We start from the raw sequence: 25,133 nt of genomic DNA, 5'->3' as shown, positions 1-25,133 counted from the left end.
GTCATAAAATATCAAGGCAATTTACAATAAATTTCAGATACGCTTCTCATGTTAAAGATGAAATTTTGCAGGAAAAGAGACTTTTTAAAACAAAAAATCCACCCTTAAAAAAAGGTGGACTCTCCTAACTATTATTTTAAAAACTAAATAATTTCTTCGATATTGTAATTCTTGTGATCACGCTTGCTACGAACAATCAACTCGCCTAAGAAGCCTGCAACGAAAAGCAATGTTCCCATTAGCATCATGGTTAATGCAATGAAAAACCACGGATTATTTGCAATCATGTTTCCATAGACTTTGTACACATAAACGTCGATTAATTTGGAAACTCCCAACCAAACTGCAGAAAGCAAACCGATGATAAACATAATGGTTCCTGCAGCACCGAAAAAATGCATAGGACGACCACCAAAACGGCTTACAAACCATAACGTAATTAAATCTAAAAAGCCACGAACGAAACGTTCAGTGCCAAATTTTGAAGTTCCATATGGTCTTGCTTGATGCTGAACTGGTTTTTCTGTAATCCTTCTAAATCCCGCATTCGCCGCTAGAACCGGAATATAACGGTGCATATCGCCATAAACATCAATTGATTTTACGACATTTTTACGATAGGCTTTCAATCCACAATTAAAGTCATGCAATTCAACACCCGAAACTTTACGAGCCGCCGCGTTGAATAACTTTGACGGAAGATTTTTGGTCATTACGTTATCAAAACGCTTCTTTTTCCAACCCGAAACGATGTCGTAATTTTCATTCTTAATCATTTCATACAACTCCGGAATTTCTTCTGGAAAGTCCTGAAGATCGGCATCCATCGTAATAACAACATCACCTTGAGCCTTTTCGAAAGCCGCATGTAACGCTTGTGATTTTCCGTAGTTCTTAGAAAATTTAATTCCATGAACTTGCGGAAACTGCACACGTAGATTTTCAATAATCGACCAAGAAAGATCGGTACTTCCATCATCCACAAACCACACCTCGTAGGAATACTGGTGTTTTCTGCAAACGTTGTCTATTCTGTTAAAAAGTTCTTCTAACGATTCTTCCTCGTTTAGAAGCGGTACAATGATGGAAAGATTCATCTAAGGTTGTCGTAAATTAAATTCGTGCAAAATTACAAAATTCCAATGGAAAAATGGGATTTCTTATTCGGCTCTTCGAGTTCTGAAAAAACTTCCGAAAAACACCGATAAAATGATGAAAAAAGCACAAAAACCAGCAAAAACATACGCAAAGTATTGTAAAGAAAACATATCTTCTTTCTTATCTTCTTTTGCTTTAATTCTAATTTTTGCTTCTTTATAATTTTTTTCTAAATCCTGCATTTCTGGAGAATTAGGCTTCGTAATTTGTTTCGCCTTCGAATATTCTTCTTCTAAAGAACGCTGGTAACTTTCGATGTATTGATAATTCAACAAGTCTTTCGTGTCTTTATCTACAAAGGAAATGTAGATGAAAATAGAAAGTACAGAAAGTAATCCGCCAACAAACATGGGAAGAAAAGCCCGACCAAATGCTTCTTTGAAACTAATCTCTTTTTTGAATCGACTGTACGCCGTCACGGAGAAAAAAGCACCAATTGCAAGCACTAACGGGACTAAAAATGCATTTAAAACGATTGAAGTACGATAATAATTGACATCTCTGAAAAAAATATTGGTCACAAAAAAGGCAATCATAATCACAATAAACGCCACAAAACCAACTGCATAAACATTTTTAGCCATAGTATATAAAACTCATTTTTAATTTTTACTGTATTTCTATTTTGAAAATATAAAGTTAAAACCTTATCTTTGCATCGGCAAGTCCTAAACAACCAGCTCCTGAGAATCCTCCAGGGTGGGAACGCAGCAAAGGTAATCGGTTGTAGCGGTGTGATTTAGGTAGCTTGCCATTTTTTATTTCTCAGAATTTTCGTTTCTGATATCCTCCAACAACTGAACATGTCCCCAATTTTCCCCGGTTTTTATACGGTGAATTTGCATATCAGACACTTCAAATTGTTTTGCTAATTTCTTCAAAGAATACCCTCTCTTCAATCTTTTTTTTATAGTTAAGACATCCATTTCCGTCAATTTCGAGGATTTCACCTTTACAGAAGTATCAATAAATTGCTTATTGAACTCCCAAAGAATCATTTTAGGATGCTTTTTTACACGTTTACTGATGTCCGCTTGAGAAGCCCAAGCCAAATTATCCGCATCGTTATTCGTCTTATCAAAATCCTTATGGATAATGAATTTCTGCGTTTTTTTCGCCGGTGGATCCAAGAATAATTCGGCAACCGCTTTATGAAAAAGCAAATTGAAGTTAATGGTATTCTTGGTCGTTAATTTATGATTCAATTTTTTACGTTTCTGAACCCATTGATCACGCTCTTTTCTAAGATCGGCAATCAACTTTTCGTTTTCTTTAGACTTGGATGTTTCTTTGATCTGTGTATTCAAAGTATCCACTTTGTCTTTCAGTTCTTGCAACGCGTTGGTATCGCGATCGCTCCATTTTTTACGAAGTTTCGAGCGCAAACATGGATAACCACCTTGCTGGCTCCCTCCTACCAATTTTCCTTCAGGAGTCAACTGATTGTAGGTTTTCATTCTTCCCAAATTGGAAACTTCAATTTTGAAATTTCCCTCAAAATCAACATCGATAGGATATTCTTTCCAAATTTCTTTCTTCTTCATTAGATTCAAAACGTTAATTGGTTTGTATGAATATTAAAGTTCGAACTCTTGTCCTACTTCAGGAAGCAACAATTCGATATTTTTTTCTTGAAACAATGCATAAGCATCCTCATGATTTATTGTTATCGGTGGAAACGTATCAAAATGGCAACCGACCACTTTAGGCGTTTTCAATAATTCTGAAGCAGCAAAACTCGCCTTTCGAGGACACATGGTATAATGCGAACCGATTGGCAAAATAGAAACATCGATGTTTCCAAAAAGCTTTGGAAATAATCCCATATCGGCCATGACACCCGTATCACCAGCTAAATAAACATTTTTGTTTTCCATTCGGAAAATGTATCCACACGGTTCGCCACCATATGTTCCATCGGGAAAAGAACTGGTATGCGAAGCGGGAACCATTGAAATTTTCAGACCTTCCATTTTTGCAGAACCTCCGAAATTAATATCAATATTGTTTTTATGTTTAAAATAACCGCAAATCTCAGGTTGACCAATAATGGTTGCATAGGGATGAGCTGCTAATACTTCAGCAACATCTGCAATATGATCGCCATGCGCATGCGTGATTAAAATGTAATCTATTTTTTGAGCTTGAATATCAAAACCCGATTTGTCTTGTTGATACTTATAAAACGGATCGGTCAAGATTGTGACTCCACTAATCGTAATTAAAAAACAATTTTGACCAAGAAATTTTAGTTTCATAAATGTTGAAATTTGATTGTATTATTAAATTTATTAGACCTTTTAAAATCAGAAAATAATGATGTAAAATTCTCTACACCCTTATTTTCATCAATAACCAATTTCGATATGTGCGTTTTGTTTTTTGAATTCAGCAAGGATAAAAAAGAGTTAAAATCCTTATTTTTTCCTTGCTGAAACTTAATTTCCGAACAAATATAGGGAATTAGAATTAAACGAAAATTACATAATTATAAGGTATTTACTTAAAAACCTTTTGTTATTTTACCTTCGCCATTCCACAACGGTATCTCCCTTATTGAGGAACATATTTTAATTGAAATAATTCAAACCAAAAGCGAGTAAAACAGCCATAATCAAAGTAAACATTCCTACCTGTTTCAAGAAAGGATCGAGTTCTTTAGGCTCTTTTACATTTAGAATTCTGCGGCGTAATCCCGTCATTGGAAACATTAAAATCATCACAATAAATGCATAATATTTCCCATTTTGAAAGAATTCATTCAACCCAAGAAAGGCTAAAATTAAAATCAAAGGAGCTTGAAGTAAAAACATTTGATATAACATCGCATTTTTGAAACCTAGACGTAAAGCCAATGTTTTTTTACCACTTAATTCATCGCTTTCAATATCACGCATGTTATTCAAATTTAAGACGGCAGCGCTCATTAAACCAACTGCTGCAGCTGGCAAAAGAATATCCCAACTCCACGTTTTTGTAAAAAGAAAATAACTTCCACCAACCGAAACCAAACCGAAAAATAGGAAAACCATAATATCGCCCAATCCCATATATCCATAAGGTTTTTTTCCCATGGTATACCCAATTGCCGCTAAAATACACGCAACTCCAAGTCCGATAAACATCCAAAACTCTTTGATAAAGGTAGGAAAGAAGGCAACATACAATAAAGCCACCGTTGCAATAAGCGAAATGACAGACATCACTAGCACAGCCGTTTTCATTTGCTTTGCCGAAATTTTCCCAGAAGCTACAGCACGTGCTTCGGCATTTTGATTTCGTAACTGATCGGTTCCTTTAACACCATCGCCATAATCATTTGCGAAATTGGACAAAACTTGGTAGCAAAGCGTTACTAACAAGGCTAATGCAAATATTTTCCAATCCCAAACATCACCATTTTCAGTCATTCTCCAACGAGCGATAAAAGAACCCATAATGATTCCACTTATGGACAAAGGAAGTGTCCGTAATCTCGCTGCTTGAATCCAATCAATCATATTTTTGTAAAACGTACAAAGTACAATGTACAGTGTACTAAATTAAATTAGTAAAAATCATTTTACATCGTACATTATACATTGTACAATATCCAATTTAAGATATCCATTTTTTATCACCGAAATTCGGTTTTCTCTTTTCCAGGAACGCGTCACGACCTTCTTTCGCTTCGTCGGTCATATACGCAAGACGAGTAGCTTCACCCGCAAAAACTTGTTGCCCAACCATACCGTCATCGGTAAGATTCATCGCAAATTTCAGCATTCGGATAGACATCGGAGATTTTCCTAAAACTTCTTGAGCCCATTCGTAAGCGGTATCTTCCAACTCAGCATGAGGAACAACAGCATTCACCATTCCCATTTCAAAAGCTTCTTGCGCCGAATAATTTCTTCCTAAAAAGAAAATTTCACGCGCTTTTTTCTGCCCCACCATCTTCGCTAAATAAGCGGATCCGTAACCACCATCAAAGCTCGTAACATCAGCATCGGTTTGCTTAAAAATAGCATGTTCTTTACTTGCCAAAGTCATATCACAAACCACATGAAGAGAATGTCCTCCACCAACAGCCCAACCGTTTACCACAGCGATAACCACTTTTGGCATAAAGCGAATCAAACGTTGCACTTCAAGAATATTCAAACGATGTCTCCCATCATCACCAACATAGCCTTGATGACCTCGCGCTTTTTGATCGCCACCACTACAGAATGCGTGACCACCATCTTTAGGACTTGGCCCTTCTCCCGTTAATAAAACCACGCCAATCGAAGGATCTTCGGAAGCATCATAAAAAGCATCGTATAATTCGGATGTTGTTTTTGGTCGAAAAGCGTTGCGAATTTCAGGTCTGTTGAAAGCAATTCGAGCTACCCCATTATGTTTTTTGTACGTAATATCTTCGTACTCTTTTACAGTTGTCCAGTCAATATTCATAGTGAAATAAAGAATAATTAAGAGCGTAAAGATACAGAAAAAGGGAGAGTTTAAAAAATGCTCCCCCTTTAGATTTTACTTAAATTCATATTTATCAACTTACATTTCCGTTCCATCAATAATTTCAAATGCACGTTTTGCATCATTTTTATTAACATACAGAATGTAAAACTGATTGACAGGCATCAAAACGATATTATTTAAAAATTCATTTTTAATGTAGCTTTCAATATTTTCTGAAGCCAACTTGGATTTTACAATTTCCACTTGATACAGATAATAACTCTCATAAACTCGAACAAACTCTACCATTACCCCATCTTTTCTTTTCGATTAATAAAGTAATAAACAGGAAGTCCTATTAACACTAAAATCAGCCCGGGCCACGTGTATTGCTGTTTGTATATTAATAGTAATACACAAAATGCAGTTCCAAAAATTAGATAAATTAAAGGTGTAATTGGGTACAACCACGTTTTATAAGGACGCTCTGCATTAGGCTGTTTGAAACGTAAATAAATCACCCCAAAAACCGTAATCATGTAGAAAATAACCATTACAAACGAAATCATATCGAGTAGGTTTCCGTATTGACCAGACAAACATAGCAGACTTGCCCAAATCCCTTGCATCCAAAGTGACTTTTCTGGAACGCCATTCTTATTATTTTCAATCGCAGCTTTAAAAAACATGCCATCTTTTGCCATCGTTTGGAAAACACGCGCTCCAGCCAAAATAATTCCATTGTTGCAACCAAACGTTGAAATCATCACTAAAATTGCAATAACAATAGTTCCAAAACTTCCAAAAATCTGCTGTGAAGCGGCTACAGCAACCCGATCGTTGGTCGAAAACGCAATTTGGTCGCGATCTAAAGCATTTAAATACACCAAATTAATCAGAATATATAATGTCATTACCAATGTTGTCCCGATAATCATTGAGCGTACCACATTTTTCTTTGGATTTTCAATTTCACCCGATACAAAAGTTACGTTTTCCCAAGCCACGCTGGAAAACACGGCTCCTACCATTGCAGCCGCAATTCCTCCCAATAAGGTCATTCCCGAAATTGAAGTCCAACCTGTTTTTAGAAAGTTTCCTAAACTGTCTTTATCTAAATTTGAAAAAGCTTCTGTCCCAAACGAAAAATTGGAAGTCCACTGTGAATTCTTAACTAAAATAAATCCCAGAAAGATAATTCCTAATAAGGCAGCTATTTTAGAAACTGTAAAAATATCTTGAACAAGTTTTCCACTTTGAATTCCGCGTGTGTTGATCAAGGTTAGAATCAAAATAACAGCAATAGATAAAATTTGAATCCACGTAATTTGAAATGTTCCACTTTGAAAAATTGGCGCAGCATCGTTAAGCGCAGGAACAAGGTAAGCCGTGTATTTTCCAAAAGCCATGGCAACGGCGGCAATCGTTCCGGTTTGAATTACTGTAAATAAACCCCAACCGTAAAGAAAACCGGTCATTTTACCGTAAATTTCCTTCACATATGTGTATTGGCCACCCGCTTTCGGATACATTGATGAAAGTTCACCGTACGAAATTGCTGCAGCAATAGTCATTACGGCAGTAATTAACCACACAATAATGAGCCAAAATCCAGAACCTAAGTTCCGCATCATGTCCGAGCTTACAATAAAAATTCCACTACCAATCATGGAACCCGCCACCAACATGACTGCATCCCAAAGTTTCAATTTTTTTCCCATAAATTATCTTCAACCAAATATAGAAAAAAACCGATTTCACAGTAGAAAATATTACACAAAAATAAAATGTTACCAGTTTTCCATTCTAAATTAGCTTCAAAATGATCAAATTGTAGAAATTTTCATAATAATTTGTTATTTTTGATGAAAATATTCATGTTATGAAAAAAGTACTGTTAGGTGTAGCGATTTGCGTATCTGCTTTTACATTCGCTCAAGAAATGGGGAAAGCTAAAGTAGGTCCACCAGAAGGAAATGCCTTAGTTGGAGACGTTTACGGAGGTGGAATCTCGGCTAATGCGGAGCAAAATGCAATTACTACAAGTAAATTAGATAAAAAACTAAAAAAAGCGAAAAAAGTTGAAAACGTAGCCGTAAAAGGTAAAGTTGTCGATGTTTGCGATAAAAAAGGATGTTGGATTACTGTGGAAACCGCTAACAAAGAGCGTTTCTTCGTTAAAATGAAAGATTATGCATTTTTCGTTCCAACCGCTTTGAAGGGGAAAAATGTTGTTTTAGAAGGGAATGCTGAAGAAAAAACAATTTCTGTTGATGAACTAAAACATTATGCAGAAGATGCAAAAAAGTCGCCTGAAGAAATTGCAAAAATTACAAAACCTGAGCAAGAAATTCGTTTTATGGCTTCAGGAATTAAAGTTGTAAACTAAATCATTATCACATACAAAAGGAAAACGAGTCCGCTTTGGACTCGTTTTTTTTATGCATCTAGAATTTCAAATTCTTGCGGAGCATCCAATTTAGGATATTTCGTATTTGATTTAAAAATCTTTCCAGTACAATCAATTTCTTTCCAACCTTTCTTTTTACCACAATCTCCTACTTCAACAACCATAGAAACAAAAGAAATTTCGGATTCTCCATTTTTGATTTCTTCTTTATATTGTACAGCTACATCCAAAATGCAAGGGAAATTGGTATTCAATTTGACATTTCGATAAATAACATCATAGTGATCTTCTTTATTTTCTGGAATTTCAAAATAGAGTTCCCAGCCTTCTGTAGAACCATTCAAATCAGCGATAGCTAACAAACCTTCATACAAAGCAATGGTGTAGTTTTTACGCGTTTCTTTTCGGAAATAATCATTTTCATAATGTCCACCTTCATATAATATCGTCGGAATTCCCATTTTTGTGAAATTATCACCCGTCGAAGTAGGATAAAACTCATCATTATAACGCGCAATGTGATTTGGAATCAGTTTTTCCATTTTATTCACAATGTGAGAAATAACCGCCATACTTTTCTTACGTGTTTCGGTAACATCACGAGCAACATTCTCTGCAGGCGCCAAAAACGATAAGGTTGCTGGATGAATTCCATCTGTACTAAATAAAGTTCGTTGCTCATGCAAATTCAATGCATAATCATAAGAGTTCTCCTTTGCAATATTCTTTAATATAGGAAACTCTTTACTCGATTCCTTCAGGAAATCACGGTTCATATCAATATCCAACGCATTTCTACGTGTCCACGCTTCCGAACCGTCAGGATTTAGCATAAAAATAAAATCAAGCTGAATTTTATCTATTAGCGCTTCTTGAAGTTCTGGATTCGTTTCGAAAACGTAAAGCATATCCAACATTGCTAATGTAGCATTACTCTCATTTCCATGCATTTGAGACCAAGCCAGTACCTTAATAGAACCTTTTCCCCAAGATAATTTATAGATGGGTTTATCCAAATACGACCTTCCAATTTCCGAAATAGAATCGCTGAGATTCTCTTGTAGAAAATTGAACAGGTTTTGGGGCAGGATATAGCGATTTGGGAAATTAGGATGACTTGCGTAATAATCTTCGAAATTCATTGTGAATTAGTTTACAGTCCTCAAAAATAATTCAAAACCACGAATTATTAAAATTTACTTTTGTAACCAGTATTAAACATTTGGAAAAGTCATTTTGTCTGTTGAAAAAAATGTGGATTGCATTAATTTTAAAATAATTTTTTATATATTTTAAAATCAGTAATTTACGTATTTCAAATAAAGTATATTCTTAATATTACTTTAAGTGTAAAACATTACTTTATTCCCCAATTGACGGCTAAATTTACAAACAAATCATGGTTTACAATTTTAATAGTATTTAACGTGTTTACAAGTGTGTAAAGATGGTCAAAAACCTTTTTTTGCCTATCTTTGCGTAATTTTTTATTCTATGTCACACGAACTTATTTTCCTAACAGGATTCTTAGTATTTATTGGTTTAATTCTCGCTTTCGACTTAGGTATTTTTGGAAAATCCAAAGGAGCCGTTTCTATGAAACAGGCGGGAATCATGAGTTTTTTAGTTGTTTCACTTGCTGGAGTATTTTACTTCCTCCTACTCTCTTTCGGAGACTACATGCATAATATTACGGATATGGAGTCCCTGACTCGGGTTGTGCAAAAGCACCATCATCCTATTAATATTAAAGGACTCTCTTTTGAACATGCGAAGGAATTGTATAATCAAAACTTAGCTGTAGAGTTCTTTACAGGCTATATTGTTGAATATGCGTTGTCCGTTGATAACATCTTCGTTATCCTTCTTATTTTCAGTTCTTTTAATGTAGCTAAGGAAAACTACCACCGCGTTCTTTTTTGGGGTATTTTAGGAGCTATTGTGATGCGTTTCATCTTTATATTTGTTGGCGCAGCTTTGATCGCAAAGTTCGATTGGATCTTATTAATCTTTGGAGCTTTCCTAGTTTATTCAGGAATTAAGATGTATTTGGATCGTAATAAGAATGAGCAAATCGACACGCATGAGCATCCTGTTGTAAAATTTGCCAACAAACATTTTAAAGTTCACAATCATTTTGAAGGTGAAAAATTCTGGGTTAATATCAACGGCGTTAAAATGATGACACCTTTATTCATCGTTTTAATTATTGTTGAATTTACAGACCTTATTTTCGCTGTAGATAGTATCCCAGCAATCTTCTCGGTAACGAAAGACCCGTACATTGTCTTTTTCTCGAATATTTTTGCAATTATCGGGCTAAGATCGATGTTTTTCTTACTAGCAGGCTTTATTGATAAGTTGAGATATCTAAAAATCGGACTTGCTGCACTACTTGTATTCATTGGTGTTAAAATGTTATTCCACGGATATTTAGATGAAATGGGATTCAAAACAACGCATTCATTAATGATTATCATTGGTATTTTAGGAACAAGTGTTGTTGCTTCATTATTGAATCCAGTAAAAACAAAAGAGCGTAAATTGGAATACGATCCTGAAAAAGATCCAACAAAACGATATTAATTAAACGTAATTAATTCACATAAAACCTTTGAAACCAGCTCTAGTAGCTGGTTTTATTTTTGTAAACAATTGTAAATTTACATGTTTACAATTGTATTTTACTTTTGTTTTGATAATTATTACATTTGTAATTTACAAATAGCAACAAAATCATGACGCTCAACGATCGAATTTCTAAAATAATTGAATACTCTCAATTGACCTCTTCCGAATTTGCAGATGAAATTGAAGTGCAACGTTCTTCCATCTCCCACATCACTTCTGGGAGAAACAAACCGTCTTTGGATTTCTTGATTAAAGTTAAAGAACGTTTTCCCGAACTTATTTGGGACTGGTTGATTAATGGCGAAGGCGAAATGATCTTCTCTGCCGAAGAACAACAAGCTCAATTAGGACAAGAGAACCGTGAACCGATACCAGATTTATTTAGTATCGTTGATAACGAAAATTTTGGAAAGGCTGAAAGCGCCCACTATGAAGTACCTCGAGATTTTCCTATTCCCATTGAGAGTAAGCTGAATGAAAATTTAAACGATTCTCAGCGATTAGAATCTCAGGAAATTCCCATTCCTATTCAAAATACTGAAAATCAAGGATCTAAATTGAAACGAATTATTTTATTGTACGAAAACGGTCGTTTTGAAAGTTTTGAGCCTTAGGATTCAAAAAAAATAGTAATTTCCTTGCCTTAATCTTAACCATGATTTATATAGGAAACAAAACGATTCTTTTACTCGAAAAACAAATTTTAGATATTCCGTGTTCGGCATGTAAAGAAAACACCGAACATCTTTTGAAAATCTATGCAAAAGCTTTCCACTTTGGACTATTTTATCCACTCAAATGGTGGTCGTCCGATAAAAAAGCAATACTTGTTTGTAAGAAATGTGGTCGTGATACACCAATCAGTGAATCAAATCTCGATGAAGTTCCGCCGAAAATAGCTCGTTATTTTAAAGAAACCAAATTGCCATTTCGCCATAAGTTACCAACATTCCTATTTTTCGGAAGTATTTTAGTTTTAGGCTTGGTGTTTATGGGGGCTATTATAAGCTTCTTTATTAACATCCTGTCTCCTATTGATGGAAAAATGAAAGGTCGTTGGGAAGAAGAATTCGACTCGTACACCATGTATATTTATCCCGATCGAAATGTGACTTTCATTAGTACAGATACCTTATTTTACGGAAAATACCATATTGATGGATCCAATATTATTTTTGATGTAGGAAGCAATCAAAGTATTTCTAATAAGTTTAATCTAGAACCACTAAGATTAAATTCTATCAATGGAGAGGATTTGCAGTTTAAACGATTTGATAAAGATCCCATTATTGGCCTGTATGAAAAAGGCCTAAGTAATTGGCGTTTAAAACCTAAAGCTCCTTTAACAGACGCTCAGTTAAAAACCAAAATTTTACAACTTTTTCAGTTTGAATTGAAGAAATTTGAAATTGCTAAAGAGAAGAATTTAGACTTCATTAATCAAGATCCGAACTCTCCTATTCGCTTTGCTGATAATGGAATCCGAACGAGTATTGGCGAGCAGTATCAGTGGCGTTATATCTTTTATAATGATGAAGAATGGGAAAAAGCGAATGAAATTTTACATAAAGCCTTTCCACAGAAGTTTGATATTAAAAAATTCGACACCAAGCTATTCGACCGAAATATCGAGTTTTTGAAAATCTACATTAAGAATGTAAAAAGTTTAAAATAAAAAAAATGCCGATTAATTCGGCATTTTTTTATTCATTTTTAATTAGTCAACTTGCATTTCAGGGATTTCGCCTTCGATCATTAAATCAGCTTCGGTTGCTTTAATGATATCTTCTACAGAAACACCAGGAGCACGTTCTAAAAGTTTGAAACCATTTGGTGTCACTTCTAAAACCGCTAATTCGGTTACAATTTTCTTGACACAATTAACTCCAGTTAAAGGAAGTGTACATTGCTTTAATATCTTGGATTCGCCCGCTTTATTTACGTGCATCATCGCTACAATAATATTTTCTGCAGAAGCTACTAAATCCATTGCGCCGCCCATTCCTTTCACCATTTTACCTGGAATTTTCCAATTGGCAATATCTCCATTCTCTGAAACTTCCATAGCGCCAAGTATCGTTAAATCTACTTTTTGACTGCGAATCATTCCAAAACTAAACGCAGAATCAAAGAAGGAACCTCCCGGAAGTATCGTTATCGTTTGTTTTCCTGCGTTAATAACGTCCGCATCTTCTTCACCTTCAAAAGGAAATGGACCCATTCCGAGAACGCCATTTTCACTTTGGAATTCTACATTAAGATTTTCAGGAACGTAGTTGGCAACCAACGTTGGAATCCCAATTCCCAAATTAACATACATTCCGTCTTGCACTTCTTTTGCAATTCTTTTCGCAATTTGTTCTTTCGTAAGCATGTTAATCTCTTTTTCTAGTTGTACGTTGTTCTATTCTTTTTTCAAACTTTTCGCCTTGAAAAATACGCTGAATCATAATTCCTGAAATGTGAATTTCATTAGGATCCAATTCGCCAGGAGCAACCAATTCTTCGACTTCAGCAATGGTTATTTTTCCAGCTCCAGCCATTGGGAAATTGAAATTTCGCGCTGAACCTTTAAATATTAAATTCCCTGCGTGATCGCCTTTCCACGCTTTAACAATGGAATAATCGGCTTCGAAAGCATGCTCTAAAATATGTGGTTTTCCCTTAAAATCTTTTACTTCTTTACCTTCTGCTACTTCTGTTCCGTAGCCTGCTGGCGTATAAAAAGCAGGAATTCCTGCTTGTGCAGCACGGCATTTCTCTGCTAAAGTTCCTTGCGGCGTCAATTCTACTTCAAGTTCTCCGGAAAGCATTTGGCGTTCAAACTCTGCATTTTCTCCAACATAGGAAGAAATCATCTTTTTTACTTGCTTTTTTTGAAGCAACAATCCCAAACCGAAATCATCTACCCCTGCGTTATTAGAAATACACGTTAGCTTGGTAACATCACTATCCACCAAAGCATTAATTGAATTTTCGGGAATTCCGCACAATCCAAAACCGCCCACCATCAACGTCATCCCAGATTCTATTCCTTGGATTGCTTCTTGAGCGTTTTTTACTCTTTTATCAATCATATTTAGCTACTTATTTTAGCTTATTAAATTAGCACTTTTTTGTGAATTCTAAAAGCTTCATTTTCAATTAGTATTTCAAGAATTTTAAGCTATAGAAAGGCTTTTTGGTCGGTTTAATTCAAATTAAAATCAACATTAAATTCAATTCCTATTTAATCAATTGAAGTTCTGCAAGCTATCTTCTAAAATATTCTATAAAGTGTTGTTTGTTAGAATAATTTGTTTTATTTTTGCAACCTGTTAATCAACCTCTGACGATAGACGTGAACGTTGTTTGGCTTAAACTATTTTTTTTACATAACTAACATGGATTTAGTAAAGTACGTACAAGACAAGTACATCGCTAAGAAAGAATTCCCTGAATTCAAAGCGGGTGACACAATTACTGTGTACACAGAAATTAAGGAAGGTAACAAAACAAGGACTCAGTTCTTTAAAGGTGTTGTTATCCAACTAAGAGGAACTGGAGCTACAAAAACATTTACCATCAGAAAAATGAGTGGTGATGTAGGTGTAGAAAGAGTATTCCCAATCAACATGCCTGCACTTCAGAAAATCGAAGTTGACAGAAGAGGTAAAGTTAGAAGAGCAAGAATCTACTACTTCAGACAACTTAGAGGTAAGAAAGCAAGAATCAAAGATGCTGCTTACAAGAAGTAAGAGATCGTATGATACAAAAAAACCATCCAAATTTTGGGTGGTTTTTTTGTTGAACTATGTTTTAGGTTGTTTCGAGTTTCAGGTTTAAAGTCTGTGAGTTGTGTAAACTTTAAACAAGAAACATTAAACTAAAAAAATTAGACTTTCTTTTTGCTTGGTAAATTCATTAATACAATGGCAAATAGAATCATGGCAATTCCGAGCCATTGAATCCCTACTACTTTCTCATCCAATAGGAAAAATGCCATCGCTACTGAAACCGGCAATTCCATAGAACTAATGATACTTCCCAAACCTAATCCCGCTTTCGGAAAGCCTGAATTAAATAGGATGGGCGGCAAAATTGTTCCAAATAAGGATAAAATTAAACCGTATTTAATGAAAATACTAAAATCAAAGGCTCGAATATTAGCCGGATTGTCCGAAAAGGTTGAATAGATTGATTTTAAACCATCAAAATTGTACGGACCAATTTGTCCAAAAAACAAGAATAGACTTACGATAACAGAACCCCCAAACAGCATAAATAACGTCTTACGAAGTGGTGACACATAGGTTGCAATCGTGTTGGCAGCAAACATTGTTGTGGCAAAAGAAGCCGCTGCAAGAAGTCCCCACATGATTCCACGCCAATCCAAATCAATTTCTTGATTAATAATATTAGTCGCAAAAAGCGTCCCCGCCAGAACAATTAGTACCGAGATAATCTTTCTTAAATGAGGCATTTCTTTTTTGAGTATCGCTTCGATCACCACACTTATCCAAACGGATTGCATCAACAAGACTATCGCCACCGAAACATCGATATATTGTACGGATAAATAGTAAAATAAACTGGTACATCCCATGGACGAACCTGCAAAAATTAATTTCTTTTTATCGGTGGTCGTTATTGGCGGAAATGATTTCTTTGAAAACTTCGTTTGAAAAATATTCAAAATAAATAACCCAAAAATTCCCAAAACGAATTGTGATGTCGTTACTTCGGCTGTTGTATAACCCTCTTTATAAGCCATCTTAACAAAAGTGGCCAGCATTCCATAAAAACTTGCTCCTAAACCTACGAGCAAAACACCTTTTAAAACTGAATTCTGTTGCATGATTTCTTCTTCATTTCTTTGTTTCTGAACTAAAACAAAGGGTGCAAAAATACGGAAATTAGTCAAGTAAATCGTTGTAGTTTGTCTATGACTTTTATGGAAATCGAAACCTTTTCACAATGCACAAAAAAAGCCGCTTCAAAAGAAGCGGCTTCGTATTTAAAAGTGGATTAAGGATTATTTACCTTCTTCCATTCTCTTTTTCAATTCTGCTAGAGCATCGATATCTCCAAGAGTTGATTTCTCTTCGTTGTTAGAAGATCCACCTACAACAGCTTTAGATTCTCTTACTGCTTTTTTCTCTTCATCTCTGAAGATTCCAGTGTGAGATACAACTACTCTCTTGAATTCTTTGTTGAATTCGATTACTTTAAAGTCAGCAGTTTCTCCTTTTTTGATTTTAGAACCATCTTCTTTTTCTAATAATCTTGAAGGGCAGAAAGCTTCTACTTCAGCATCTTCGAACTGAACTTGCGCTCCTTTGTCGAAAACTTCTGTAGCAACTCCTGAATGTACAGTTCCTTCAGCATATTTAGATTCGAAAACATCCCAAGGATTATCTTGCAATTGCTTGTGACCTAAAGAAATTCTTCTAGCTTCTTTGTCTAACTCAAGAACAACAACATCTAACTTGTCTCCTACAGCGCAGAATTCAGATGGATGCTTGATTTTCTTAGTCCAAGAAAGGTCAGAGATATAAACTAAACCGTCGATACCTTCTTCTAATTCTACGAATACTCCGAAGTTAGTGAAGTTTCTTACTGTTCCAACGTGCTTAGAACCTACTGGATACTTCGTATCGATATCAGCCCAAGGATCGTTAGAAAGTTGCTTCATACCTAAAGAGATTTTTCTCTCTTCTCTATCTAGAGTAAGTACTTCAGCTTCTACTTCGTCACCAACTTTTACGAAATCTCCTGCAGATCTCAAGTGAGTAGACCAAGACATTTCAGAAACGTGGATTAATCCTTCTACACCTGGAGCGATTTCTACGAAAGCACCATAGTCAGCAAGAACAACCACTTTTCCTTTTACTTTATCACCAACTTTTAGGTTAGCATCTAGAGCATCCCAAGGGTGTGCTTCTAATTGCTTCATACCCAATTGGATTCTTGTTTTCTCATCGTCGAAGTCAAGGATAACCACTTTAACTGTTTGTCCATCTTCAAGGATTTCTGATGGGTGGTTAACTCTAGACCAAGAAAGGTCTGTAATGTGGATAAGTCCATCAACACCTCCAAGATCGATGAATACACCGTAAGAAGTGATGTTTTTAACAGTTCCTTCAAGAACTTGTCCTTTCTCCAATTGAGCGATGATTTCTTTTTTCTGATCTTCGATATCAGCTTCGATAAGTGCTTTGTGAGATACAACAACGTTTTTGAACTCAGGGTTGATTTTAACAACTTTGAATTCCATTGTTTTACCAACATACTGATCGTAATCTTTGATTGGCTTAACATCGATTTGAGAACCTGGTAAGAATGCTTCGATTCCGTGAACGTCAACGATCATACCACCTTTCGTTCTAGACTTAACAAAACCGTTAACCACTTCTCCAGTTTCGTGAAGTTCGTTAACTTTATCCCAAGCTTTAAGCGTTCTAGCTTTTCTGTGAGATAATTGTAATTGTCCTGTTTTATCTTCTCTTCTGTCAACCATTACTTCAACATCATCACCTACTTTTAGGCTTGGATTGTAACGGAATTCGTTAAGAGAAATAACACCTTCTGATTTGAAGTTAATGTCAACAATAGCTTCTTTATCTGTAAGTCTTACAACTTTCCCGATAAGTACGTCATTGTCTTCAAGATCATTCAAAGAACCTTTGTAGATTTCTTCAAGATCAGATTTTTCTTTTCTAGCTTCTGCATCAAGACCTGATTCGAATGAATCCCAATCAAATTGTTCTGGTGCTACGTTTTGGTTTAATAAAACCTCTGCTGAATTTGTCTCTTTTGACATAATTCTAAATAAAATTTGTATTCCTATTTCTTTTTAGTTTCAGCTAAAATGGACTAAAGAAATTCGGAAGTTGTTAGTTTATACTTATTTACCTCGCTGAAATGACTCCATAAAAAGTGGTGCAAAAATACAATTTTTTATTGACATAAGAATATATTTATTTAATGTTTTAAGTTTTTCTATTTCGCTTTGAAAACAATAAACTTTCAAGCTTAAACTTAAAACTAAACCCGAAATCTTATCTTTGCAGCATGAATTTAGAATCTATTCTTAAAAACTTGCAGATTCAGGAACTGAATCAAATGCAAAAATCCACGTATAAAACAACCGAAAACAATCAGGACACGGTTTTGCTTTCTCCGACTGGATCAGGGAAAACTCTGGCTTTTTTACTTCCTGTTCTTCGAAATCTAAAGCCGAAAACCAAAGGCGTTCAAACCTTAGTTTTGGTTCCTGCACGTGAATTGGCTTTGCAAATCGAGCAAGTTTTTAAAGCCATGAAAACAGATTTTAAAGTTACCGTTTGCTATGGAGGTCATGATAAAAAAATAGAAGCTAATAATCTTATTGAAGCTCCGGCTTTATTAATTGGAACTCCAGGAAGAGTTGCCGATCATTTAAGACAAAATAATTTCGATCCATCCAGCATTAAAACCTTGATTTTGGATGAATTTGATAAATCTTTGGAGTTTGGTTTTCAAGAAGAAATGAGTTTTATTATTTCGACGTTAGAAAACCTTTCACAACGAATTTTGACTTCCGCAACTGCAATGGAAGAGATTCCTGAATTTACGGGTTTGCAGAACGAAAAATACATCGACTTTTTGAAATTGGGTGAAGCAAAACCTGATATTCATTTCAAAAAAGTGATGACAACAGCTGAAGATAAATTGGATACACTTTTCCATTTAATTTGCAAAATCGGAAACAAAAGAACCTTAATTTTTTGTAATCACCGTGAAGCTGTCGATAGAATTTCTGAGCTTTTACGTGAAAAAGGAATCGAACGAGAAACTTTCCACGGTGGAATGGAGCAAGATGAGCGCGAACGTTCTTTGTTGAAATTCAGAAACGATTCGGCAAGAATTTTAATCACTACAGATTTGGCTGCTCGTGGTTTGGATATTCCTGAAGTGGAATCTATTGTTCATTATCAACTTCCAGCGAAAGAAGATGCATTCATCCACAGAAACGGACGTACAGCCCGTATGAATGCGAAAGGTTTTGCCTATTTAATTATGAAAGAAGGTGATAATTTTCCTTTTTTAGAGAAAGCTATTCCAGTGGTTAATGTCAATGATGAAACTCGAATTCCAGCGGCAACAAAGTTTGAAACTTTGTACATCAGCGCAGGGAAAAAAGATAAGATCAACAAAGTAGATATCGTTGGATATTTAATGAAGAAAGGTGAATTAGAGAAAGATGATGTTGGTTTAATTGAAGTGAAAGACACGACTTCGTATGTTGCGATTTCTAGAAAGAAAATAAAAGATTTAATTAAAAAATTAGCCAACGAAAAACTCAAAGGCAAGAAAGTAAAAATGGAAATTGCTTATTAATTTCCTGTTCAAAATAAAAAAATCGCCTTCAAGAAGGCGATTTTTGTTTTTATAAGGATGTTTTTCCACTAACTTTAATTTCTACTCTGCGATTTTTTGCTCGACCTTCTGGATTATCAGATCCATCGGAATTGGTGTTGGGTGCAATTGGATCAGCTGCGCCTTTTCCTTCTGTTAAAATTGGATTTTTCAAACCTTTATCTCCCAACCATTTTTTCACTGCCATCGCTCGTTGATCAGACAATCTTTTGTTGTATGTATCCGAACCTTTTGCATCGGTGTAACCAATAACTTTGACGCTTGCATCCGTTTTTCCATTAATATCGTCAAATACTTTCTGAAGTTCAGTATCCGCTTGAGGTTTTAAAACGGCTTTATCAAAATCAAATAATTGATCTGCGGATAAATTGATATTTAAGTTCAAATTACTTTGATTTCCCGTCAAACTGCTTCCTTTGGCTGAAAGATTACTAGAACTTGCTGTAGCTCCCGAAGCAGAGCTAGATTCCGTGGAAGTCGCACTCAAATCTGAAGACGCAGCCGTAGCATTTTCTGTTGAACTTGTACTTTCCGTAGATGTTGACGAAGTTTCTGAGTTAGATTTAGAACAAGCAACCAGGCTAAAAACCAAAATAGAAGCGATTACAATTTTACATTTCATAACTATCTACTTACTGGTAAAACGTCAAACGATCCAAATTTTGGAATGTTCAAGCTAATGGTTTTAGATTCTGCAGGCGGTGCTGGAAATTTCATCGAAATTAAATGCTCCCTTTGCTCACCGTAAAACGCGATATCACTATTTGTACTGGTAATTGGGTCTGCCATATACTTTCCTTCATCGTCTTGTAGCAAACTATACTTTTTAGAAGTTGCATCATCGATATAACTTACTTCTTTTAATGGTAAATAATATGAAATACGTTCCTTTCCTATATTTTCAACAATCATTTCAACGGTTAAAATATCACCCGTTACTCTCACTTTTGTGATATTAGCAACAACGTCATTCAAACTTTTCTTTTGAATACTATTTATTATCCTTGGTTCATCTTTCTTACTTTCTTCAATAGTAACTCCTGTAGAATTGTCCGTTGAAGAGCTTGTTGTAGGTTCCGACGAAACGGATTCTGAAGTTTTGGTATTTTCTTTACAAGCAACAATTGCCAGTAACGAGGCTGCAAAAATTAACTTTTTCATATTTTTATTTTTTTGTGTTTAGAATTTGTAAAAGTTTAAATTAATAAAAAAAAGGTTCAGAAAAAACTAAACCTTGTAATAATATAAACAATTCTAATAATTATTGCAAACCTTTTACTTTCATTTGGAGAGTGTAAACCGACTGCGAAGCCGTGATAAAAAGGATATTTCGATCTTTTCCACCAAAAGTAAGGTTCGCCGTCCAATCCATAGGAACGGGAATATGATCTAAATATTCACCTTTGGAATTATACACATAAACTCCTTTTCCCGTTAAATATAAGTTCCCATTTTCATCCAAGGTCATTCCGTCTGATCCCTTCGCGACAAATTCCTTTTTATTCCCAATTTTTCCATTTCCTAAAATATCGTAGACGTAGGTTTTTCCAGCATCAATATCAGAAACATACAGCTTTTTGGATTTTGGATTTCCAACAATTCCGTTGGGTTGCGTAAATTGATCTAAAACAGTAACTACACCTTTTGCATCTCGATAATACAAATTTCGAGTCGGAATCTCTTGTTTAAAATTCTCCCAATAATCGCGTTCATACAAAGGATCCGTAAAGTAAATTCCTCCAGAAGCGTCTATCCATAAGTCATTGGGACCATTTAATCGTTTTCCATCAACTTTTGAAAGTAAAACTTCATGACTTCCATCTTTTGCGAATTTCCAAATCTCGCCATTTTCGTCAGAACATGTAATTAGGTTTCCGTTGGCGTCGAAATACGTTCCATTAGCACGACCAGTTTGATTAGAAAACATCAATATTTCATTTGAACGCCAATCCCAAAAATAAATTTTGTTATTCGGTTGATCCGTAAAATAGACATTTCCATCGGGTGCCGTTGCCGGACCTTCCGTAAATGCAAACGAATTGGAAACAGATTGTATTGCAGCATTTTGATCTCGAATTTCAGATTTCTGACTTTGGCAACTCGCCATCAAACCTACACCAAAACAAAGTAAAAACCACTTTTTCATTTCTGATATTTCTTGGCAATTTACAAAAACATTATCTGAAAAGATTTTTTTATCTTTGGGCGAATATGAAGATAGAATTACCGGATAAATTATATTACTCGATAGGTGAAGTTGCCAAGGCGTTTGATGTAAACACCTCATTAGTTCGTTATTGGGAGCAAGAGTTCCCTATTTTAAGACCTAAAAAGAACAAAAAAGGCAATCGTTATTTCACTCCAGAAGACATTAAAAACCTAAAAATAATCTATCATCTAGTTAAAGAAAAAGGCTATACTTTGGATGGAGCACGAATTGCGTTAACCACCAATTCTAAAATTTCAGAGACCATTTCCATGATCGATCGACTGGAATTTGTACGAGCCGAATTGGAGAAATTAAAAGATACACTCGCGGAAAAACCCGAATAGAAACCTGCTCAAGCAGGTTTTTTTATTTTAAGTATTGAATTAAAATATTTCGTACATTTAAATAAACACAAATGCTATGAAATCTCAATTGGTTTTTTCCATGCGGAAAAAGCAAATCTTTGGGCTATTTGCTTTCGCATTACTAATCAGCAGTTTGCAGCTGGTAATGTATTTCCTGAAAAGAAATAATACACCAAACAATTCGCCTGTTCATTTCACAACATCAACCATTGACAAACCTGAAATTTTCCTTGCTGAGTTTAATCCTAATGCTTTATCCAAAGAAGATTGGGTAAAATTAGGCTTTTCAGAAAAACAAGCTGCAAGTATTCTAAAATACAAGTCGATTTTGGGTGGGAACTTTTCGAGTTTAGAAGAAATTCAGAAATGTTTCGTCATCAGCGATGAAAAATTTGAAGAGCTCAAACCCTTTATTAGACTAGAAAATACGTCAAATCACAATGAAAAATCAAATGTTGGATTTAAATCTAATTATCATTCAAAAGGTTTAAAAATCAACCAAAAATTCAATCCAAACTCGTATGTAGAAAGTGATTGGGTAAAACTTGGATTTTCAGAAAAACAAGCGGAAAGTATTTTGAAATATAAAAAATTCCTTGGCGGAAGCTTTTCATCGAAAGAAGAAATTCAAGAATGCTTTGTTATATCCGATGAAAATTATAATCAACTAGCACCTTTTTTACTTCTTCCAGAAAGGAAAACCACACAAAAATTTGCTTCCACAACTTCAAAATCACAACTAAAATCTTTTGATCCTAATGCGAATTCTATAGAAGATTGGATTGCTTTAGGATTTTCCGAAAAACAAGCGCAGACCATACTTAATTACAAATCGAAAGTTTTGAAAGGAAGCTTTAAATCTCCTGAAGATCTCAAGAAGTGTTATGCAATTTCACACGAAAAATTTGCTGAAATACAACCCTATATTCGAATTCAAAAACCCGATAATACCAATCAAATACTTACAATTCAAGAAACCGATTATTCGAAATTGGATATCAATTCAATCACCTACAAACAGCTTATTGAATATGGTTTTGATGAAAAAGCGGCGGGATCACTAGTTGGATTTCGGAAAAAACTGGGCGGTTTTGTAACGAAAAATCAAGTTTTAGAAACCTATAATATCGATAAAGAACTGACCTCCAAATTACTAGCAACTATTCAATTAGACCCAACGGGAATTATAAAATACGATTTGGTTACAGCACCTGAAGATTGGTTGAAAAATCATCCCTATTTCAAATATTCAGCAGATAAAATCATCTATTATCGAACAACGTATCCGGATGAAAAGAAGATTTGGAAATTCTTAAAGTTGAAACCCGAATACGAAACGAGAATGAAGTTATATTTGAAATAAAAACGAATTAGTTCTTACGATTGAATAAGATAATTCCGTACGAAAAACCTATGAATAAGGTTGATTTATCAATATGTTGACCCTCTAAATACACTTGGAAAGTTTGACCGAAATTTTTAGAAATAGGTTGAACATTTGTGTAGCCAACACCGAAAAATTGAGCTTCGGAAACGGCCGATCTATTAAACATTTTTCCACCGCGAGCAAAAACAAAGGAAAACTCGTCTTGATCAATGTTTCCGATGTACACATTTGCTTGCCCTGTTGCATACAAAATATGATAATACGGCGTCACATAACTGTATCGAATTCCGGCAGCCAAGGAAAAGCGATTAAATGGCTGAATTCCATACTGAAAATGAAATCCATAGTTGAACCTTCCAGGTTCCTCCGTTTCTGTAAAAGAATTTTCGTCACGAATAGAAGTTTTGATGACATCTAATAAATCGTAGCCTATATTGGCGTCTAGGGAAACGTGCGTTCCCAATTTTAGACTAGAGTTTTCTTGCCCAAAAGCACTGAAACTCATCACCGCAAAAAAGAAAAGCCAATAGTTTTTTTTCATTTATTCGGAAAATAGATACTCGTTAGAAAGATATTTTTCGGATGCATTTTCAATGGAATAATCTCCAATTTTGGTTCTCCGAAGCTGTGTTAAATACGCTCCAACACCAAGTACTTGACCAATATCGTGAGCTAAACTTCGGATGTACGTTCCTTTGGAACAACCTACCGTAAACGTAACTAAAGGAAAATTAATGATCACATCTTGAATATAATGAATGGTTGTTTTTCGAGACTTCATTTCTACCACTTCCCCTTTTCGAGCCAAATCATATGCACGATCGCCATCAATCTTCAAAGCCGAAAAAACGGGCGGTTTTTGGTCGATTTCCCCGATGAACTTTGCTAATGCTTCATTCACGTTTTCAATCGTAATATGAGACCAATCTTGCGCTAAAATTTCTGGTTTTTCGGTATCGTAGGATTCTGTTTGAACTCCAATTTTAATTTCAGCAATATATTCTTTTGGTGCATCTTGAATTTCAGGAATGGTCTTGGTTGATTTTCCTGTACAAACGATTAACAAACCGGTTGCCCGAGGATCTAATGTTCCAGCATGCCCAATTTTAAACTTTTTCGGAAGCGTTTTGAATTCTCTTTTCAACTTGTATTTCATCTTGTTTACCGCTTGGAAAGATGTCCAATCCAATGGTTTATCAACAAGGAAAACACAACCTGCTTGCAACTCTTCTGCTGTCATCAAAACGAATATTTAGAATTTGAAAATCTTATTGGAACCAATAAAAGTAGATTAACAAAGCGATACCCACGAAAATACGATACCAACCCCAAGGACGGAAACCGTATTTGTTTAGAAGTCCGATGAAGGTTTTTATCGCTATTAAAGCAACAACAAAGGCTACAATATTTCCAATGACAAATGCTGTAATGTTCTCAGATGAAGACAAGATCATTTCATACCCTTTCATGGCATTCGCGGTTCCTTTACCCCAAGTTTTCACAAAAACGGAATACACTGTTACAGCAAGCATGGTAGGAACGGCTAGAAAAAATGAAAACTCTGCAGCTGCTTTTCTAGAAAGCCCTTGCGTCATCCCTCCAATAATAGAAGCGGCGCTTCTACTTGTTCCTGGCATCATGGCAAGACACTGCCAAAATCCAATAATAACGGCCGTTTTAATGCTCATTTCTTTTTCATCGGTAATTTTTGGATTCTTAAACCAAGAATCTGCAAATAATAAAATGACACCACCCAAAACCAACACCGCAGAAATAGCGATTTGATTTCCTAAAACAGCTTCAATTTTATCATCGAATAAATATCCTAAAACTAAGGCTGGAATTACAGCAAAACCTAATTTCAGATAAAATTTGAGATTATTTAAATCAAAAAATTTCTTCCAATAAGCAACAACTACCGATAAAATAGCACCAAACTGAATCGAAACCTGAAACATCTTCAGAAACTCTGTTTCTTCCATTCCCATTAAGTTGGCTGCAAATCCCATGTGCGCCGTTGACGAAATCGGAAGATACTCCGTAAGTCCTTCTACAATGGCGATGATTATTGTTTTTATTAAATCCATAGTTGTATTTCAAGAAAAAACTTTGTCGATAGAGAGCGACAAAGTC

General features: G+C 35.1%; 27 protein-coding genes and 1 other RNA gene. 9 read left to right on the top strand and 19 right to left on the bottom strand.

Annotated elements, in window-relative coordinates:
- Positions 1–143: 143 nt before the first annotated feature.
- Complete coding sequence (locus tag AC5XHR_RS00655) at positions 144–1,097, bottom strand: glycosyltransferase (protein ID WP_495948839.1); 954 nt, start codon at positions 1,095–1,097, stop codon at positions 144–146.
- A 63-nt stretch (positions 1,098–1,160) separates the two neighbouring features.
- Complete coding sequence (locus AC5XHR_RS00650; protein WP_495948838.1) at positions 1,161–1,742, bottom strand: DUF4199 domain-containing protein; 582 nt, start codon at positions 1,740–1,742, stop codon at positions 1,161–1,163.
- Positions 1,743–1,817: 75 nt separating this feature from the next.
- Here AC5XHR_RS00650 and ffs point away from each other — a divergent pair.
- An RNA gene (ffs, locus tag AC5XHR_RS00645) (signal recognition particle sRNA small type) lies at positions 1,818–1,915 on the top strand.
- A 1-nt stretch (position 1,916) separates the two neighbouring features.
- On the opposite strand, the gene AC5XHR_RS00640 is transcribed toward ffs, so the two are convergent.
- The 6 genes from AC5XHR_RS00640 to AC5XHR_RS00615 all read right to left on the bottom strand — a co-directional run bounded on the left by AC5XHR_RS00640 (position 1,917) and on the right by AC5XHR_RS00615 (position 7,319).
- A complete protein-coding gene (locus AC5XHR_RS00640; protein ID WP_495948837.1) occupies positions 1,917–2,702 on the bottom strand; it encodes a hypothetical protein in 786 nt (261 codons plus the stop codon).
- A 33-nt stretch (positions 2,703–2,735) separates the two neighbouring features.
- Complete coding sequence (locus AC5XHR_RS00635) at positions 2,736–3,416, bottom strand: metal-dependent hydrolase (protein ID WP_495948836.1); 681 nt, start codon at positions 3,414–3,416, stop codon at positions 2,736–2,738.
- Positions 3,417–3,728: 312 nt separating this feature from the next.
- On the bottom strand, positions 3,729–4,658 hold the full coding sequence (gene menA, locus AC5XHR_RS00630; RefSeq protein ID WP_495948835.1) for a 1,4-dihydroxy-2-naphthoate octaprenyltransferase: 930 nt from the start codon (positions 4,656–4,658) through the stop codon (positions 3,729–3,731).
- 97 nt (positions 4,659–4,755) lie between these two features.
- A complete protein-coding gene (locus tag AC5XHR_RS00625) occupies positions 4,756–5,595 on the bottom strand; it encodes a 1,4-dihydroxy-2-naphthoyl-CoA synthase (RefSeq protein ID WP_495948834.1) in 840 nt (279 codons plus the stop codon).
- Positions 5,596–5,694: 99 nt separating this feature from the next.
- A complete protein-coding gene (locus AC5XHR_RS00620; protein ID WP_495948833.1) occupies positions 5,695–5,907 on the bottom strand; it encodes a putative signal transducing protein in 213 nt (70 codons plus the stop codon).
- Complete coding sequence (locus AC5XHR_RS00615) at positions 5,907–7,319, bottom strand: APC family permease (protein ID WP_495948832.1); 1,413 nt, start codon at positions 7,317–7,319, stop codon at positions 5,907–5,909. The genes AC5XHR_RS00620 and AC5XHR_RS00615 overlap by 1 nt, the downstream gene beginning before the upstream one ends.
- Positions 7,320–7,480: 161 nt before the next feature.
- On the opposite strand from AC5XHR_RS00615, the gene AC5XHR_RS00610 reads away from it, so the two are divergent.
- Entirely contained in the window at positions 7,481–7,987 is a 507-nt protein-coding gene (locus AC5XHR_RS00610) for a DUF4920 domain-containing protein (RefSeq protein ID WP_495948831.1), read from the top strand.
- 50 nt (positions 7,988–8,037) lie between these two features.
- Here the strand turns inward: AC5XHR_RS00610 and AC5XHR_RS00605 are convergent, their stop codons facing one another.
- On the bottom strand, positions 8,038–9,150 hold the full coding sequence (locus AC5XHR_RS00605) for a M14 family zinc carboxypeptidase (RefSeq protein ID WP_495948830.1): 1,113 nt from the start codon (positions 9,148–9,150) through the stop codon (positions 8,038–8,040).
- A gap of 352 nt (positions 9,151–9,502) precedes the next feature.
- Here AC5XHR_RS00605 and AC5XHR_RS00600 point away from each other — a divergent pair, with 352 nt between their 5' ends.
- From AC5XHR_RS00600 to AC5XHR_RS00590, 3 genes are all read left to right on the top strand, one after another.
- Positions 9,503–10,594 (top strand): TerC/Alx family metal homeostasis membrane protein, encoded by a 1,092-nt coding sequence (locus AC5XHR_RS00600; protein WP_495948829.1) that lies wholly within the window; start codon positions 9,503–9,505, stop codon positions 10,592–10,594.
- Between the two features lie 152 nt (positions 10,595–10,746).
- Positions 10,747–11,253, top strand: a complete 507-nt coding sequence (locus AC5XHR_RS00595; RefSeq protein ID WP_495948828.1) for a helix-turn-helix domain-containing protein — start codon at positions 10,747–10,749, stop codon at positions 11,251–11,253.
- 41 nt (positions 11,254–11,294) lie between these two features.
- Positions 11,295–12,314: a zinc ribbon domain-containing protein gene (locus AC5XHR_RS00590; RefSeq protein ID WP_495948827.1), complete on the top strand. Its 1,020-nt coding sequence runs from the start codon at positions 11,295–11,297 to the stop codon at positions 12,312–12,314.
- A 42-nt stretch (positions 12,315–12,356) separates the two neighbouring features.
- Here AC5XHR_RS00590 and AC5XHR_RS00585 read toward each other — a convergent pair whose 3' ends face one another.
- Both AC5XHR_RS00585 and AC5XHR_RS00580 read right to left on the bottom strand, forming a co-directional pair.
- Positions 12,357–13,013 carry a CoA transferase subunit B gene (locus tag AC5XHR_RS00585; RefSeq protein WP_495948826.1) on the bottom strand — a complete coding sequence of 219 codons (657 nt, stop codon included), beginning with the start codon at positions 13,011–13,013 and terminating at the stop codon, positions 12,357–12,359.
- A 1-nt stretch (position 13,014) separates the two neighbouring features.
- Positions 13,015–13,716, bottom strand: a complete 702-nt coding sequence (locus tag AC5XHR_RS00580; RefSeq protein WP_495948825.1) for a CoA transferase subunit A — start codon at positions 13,714–13,716, stop codon at positions 13,015–13,017.
- Between the two features lie 306 nt (positions 13,717–14,022).
- Here AC5XHR_RS00580 and rplS point away from each other — a divergent pair, with 306 nt between their 5' ends.
- Entirely contained in the window at positions 14,023–14,376 is a 354-nt protein-coding gene (gene rplS, locus AC5XHR_RS00575) for a 50S ribosomal protein L19 (RefSeq protein WP_495948824.1), read from the top strand.
- A 137-nt stretch (positions 14,377–14,513) separates the two neighbouring features.
- On the opposite strand, the gene AC5XHR_RS00570 is transcribed toward rplS, so the two are convergent.
- On the bottom strand, positions 14,514–15,476 hold the full coding sequence (locus AC5XHR_RS00570) for an EamA family transporter (protein ID WP_495948823.1): 963 nt from the start codon (positions 15,474–15,476) through the stop codon (positions 14,514–14,516).
- Between the two features lie 177 nt (positions 15,477–15,653).
- Positions 15,654–17,441 carry a 30S ribosomal protein S1 gene (gene rpsA / locus AC5XHR_RS00565; protein ID WP_495948822.1) on the bottom strand — a complete coding sequence of 596 codons (1,788 nt, stop codon included), beginning with the start codon at positions 17,439–17,441 and terminating at the stop codon, positions 15,654–15,656.
- A 251-nt stretch (positions 17,442–17,692) separates the two neighbouring features.
- Here rpsA and AC5XHR_RS00560 point away from each other — a divergent pair, with 251 nt between their 5' ends.
- Entirely contained in the window at positions 17,693–19,000 is a 1,308-nt protein-coding gene (locus AC5XHR_RS00560; RefSeq protein ID WP_495948821.1) for a DEAD/DEAH box helicase, read from the top strand.
- A 49-nt stretch (positions 19,001–19,049) separates the two neighbouring features.
- Here the strand turns inward: AC5XHR_RS00560 and AC5XHR_RS00555 are convergent, their stop codons facing one another.
- From AC5XHR_RS00555 to AC5XHR_RS00545, 3 genes are all read right to left on the bottom strand, one after another.
- The gene (locus tag AC5XHR_RS00555; RefSeq protein WP_495948820.1) at positions 19,050–19,661 is read right to left on the bottom strand and encodes an OmpA family protein; all 612 of its coding nucleotides are present in this window, start codon (positions 19,659–19,661) and stop codon (positions 19,050–19,052) included.
- Positions 19,662–19,663: 2 nt separating this feature from the next.
- Positions 19,664–20,200: a hypothetical protein gene (locus AC5XHR_RS00550; RefSeq protein WP_495948819.1), complete on the bottom strand. Its 537-nt coding sequence runs from the start codon at positions 20,198–20,200 to the stop codon at positions 19,664–19,666.
- A gap of 100 nt (positions 20,201–20,300) precedes the next feature.
- Positions 20,301–21,185, bottom strand: a complete 885-nt coding sequence (locus tag AC5XHR_RS00545; protein ID WP_495948818.1) for an SMP-30/gluconolactonase/LRE family protein — start codon at positions 21,183–21,185, stop codon at positions 20,301–20,303.
- A 65-nt stretch (positions 21,186–21,250) separates the two neighbouring features.
- Between AC5XHR_RS00545 and AC5XHR_RS00540 the strand changes: the two genes are divergently transcribed.
- Positions 21,251–21,592: a MerR family transcriptional regulator gene (locus AC5XHR_RS00540; RefSeq protein WP_495948817.1), complete on the top strand. Its 342-nt coding sequence runs from the start codon at positions 21,251–21,253 to the stop codon at positions 21,590–21,592.
- Positions 21,593–21,668: 76 nt separating this feature from the next.
- Positions 21,669–22,976 (top strand): helix-hairpin-helix domain-containing protein, encoded by a 1,308-nt coding sequence (locus AC5XHR_RS00535; protein WP_495948816.1) that lies wholly within the window; start codon positions 21,669–21,671, stop codon positions 22,974–22,976.
- Between the two features lie 7 nt (positions 22,977–22,983).
- Here AC5XHR_RS00535 and AC5XHR_RS00530 read toward each other — a convergent pair whose 3' ends face one another.
- The 3 genes from AC5XHR_RS00530 to AC5XHR_RS00520 are packed head-to-tail and all read right to left on the bottom strand — an operon-like array spanning position 22,984 to position 25,087.
- Complete coding sequence (locus tag AC5XHR_RS00530; RefSeq protein WP_495948815.1) at positions 22,984–23,541, bottom strand: hypothetical protein; 558 nt, start codon at positions 23,539–23,541, stop codon at positions 22,984–22,986.
- Positions 23,542–24,240 (bottom strand): tRNA pseudouridine(55) synthase TruB, encoded by a 699-nt coding sequence (gene truB / locus AC5XHR_RS00525; RefSeq protein WP_495948814.1) that lies wholly within the window; start codon positions 24,238–24,240, stop codon positions 23,542–23,544. It lies immediately after the preceding gene.
- A gap of 28 nt (positions 24,241–24,268) precedes the next feature.
- Positions 24,269–25,087, bottom strand: coding sequence for an undecaprenyl-diphosphate phosphatase (locus AC5XHR_RS00520; RefSeq protein WP_495948813.1), 819 nt, complete (start codon positions 25,085–25,087; stop codon positions 24,269–24,271).
- Positions 25,088–25,133: the final 46 nt, after the last annotated feature.

This window comes from Kaistella sp. CFF1-2, from assembly GCF_059509915.1.
Note: the sequence above shows the minus strand (reverse complement) of the source record. Positions and strands in the feature narration are given on the sequence as shown.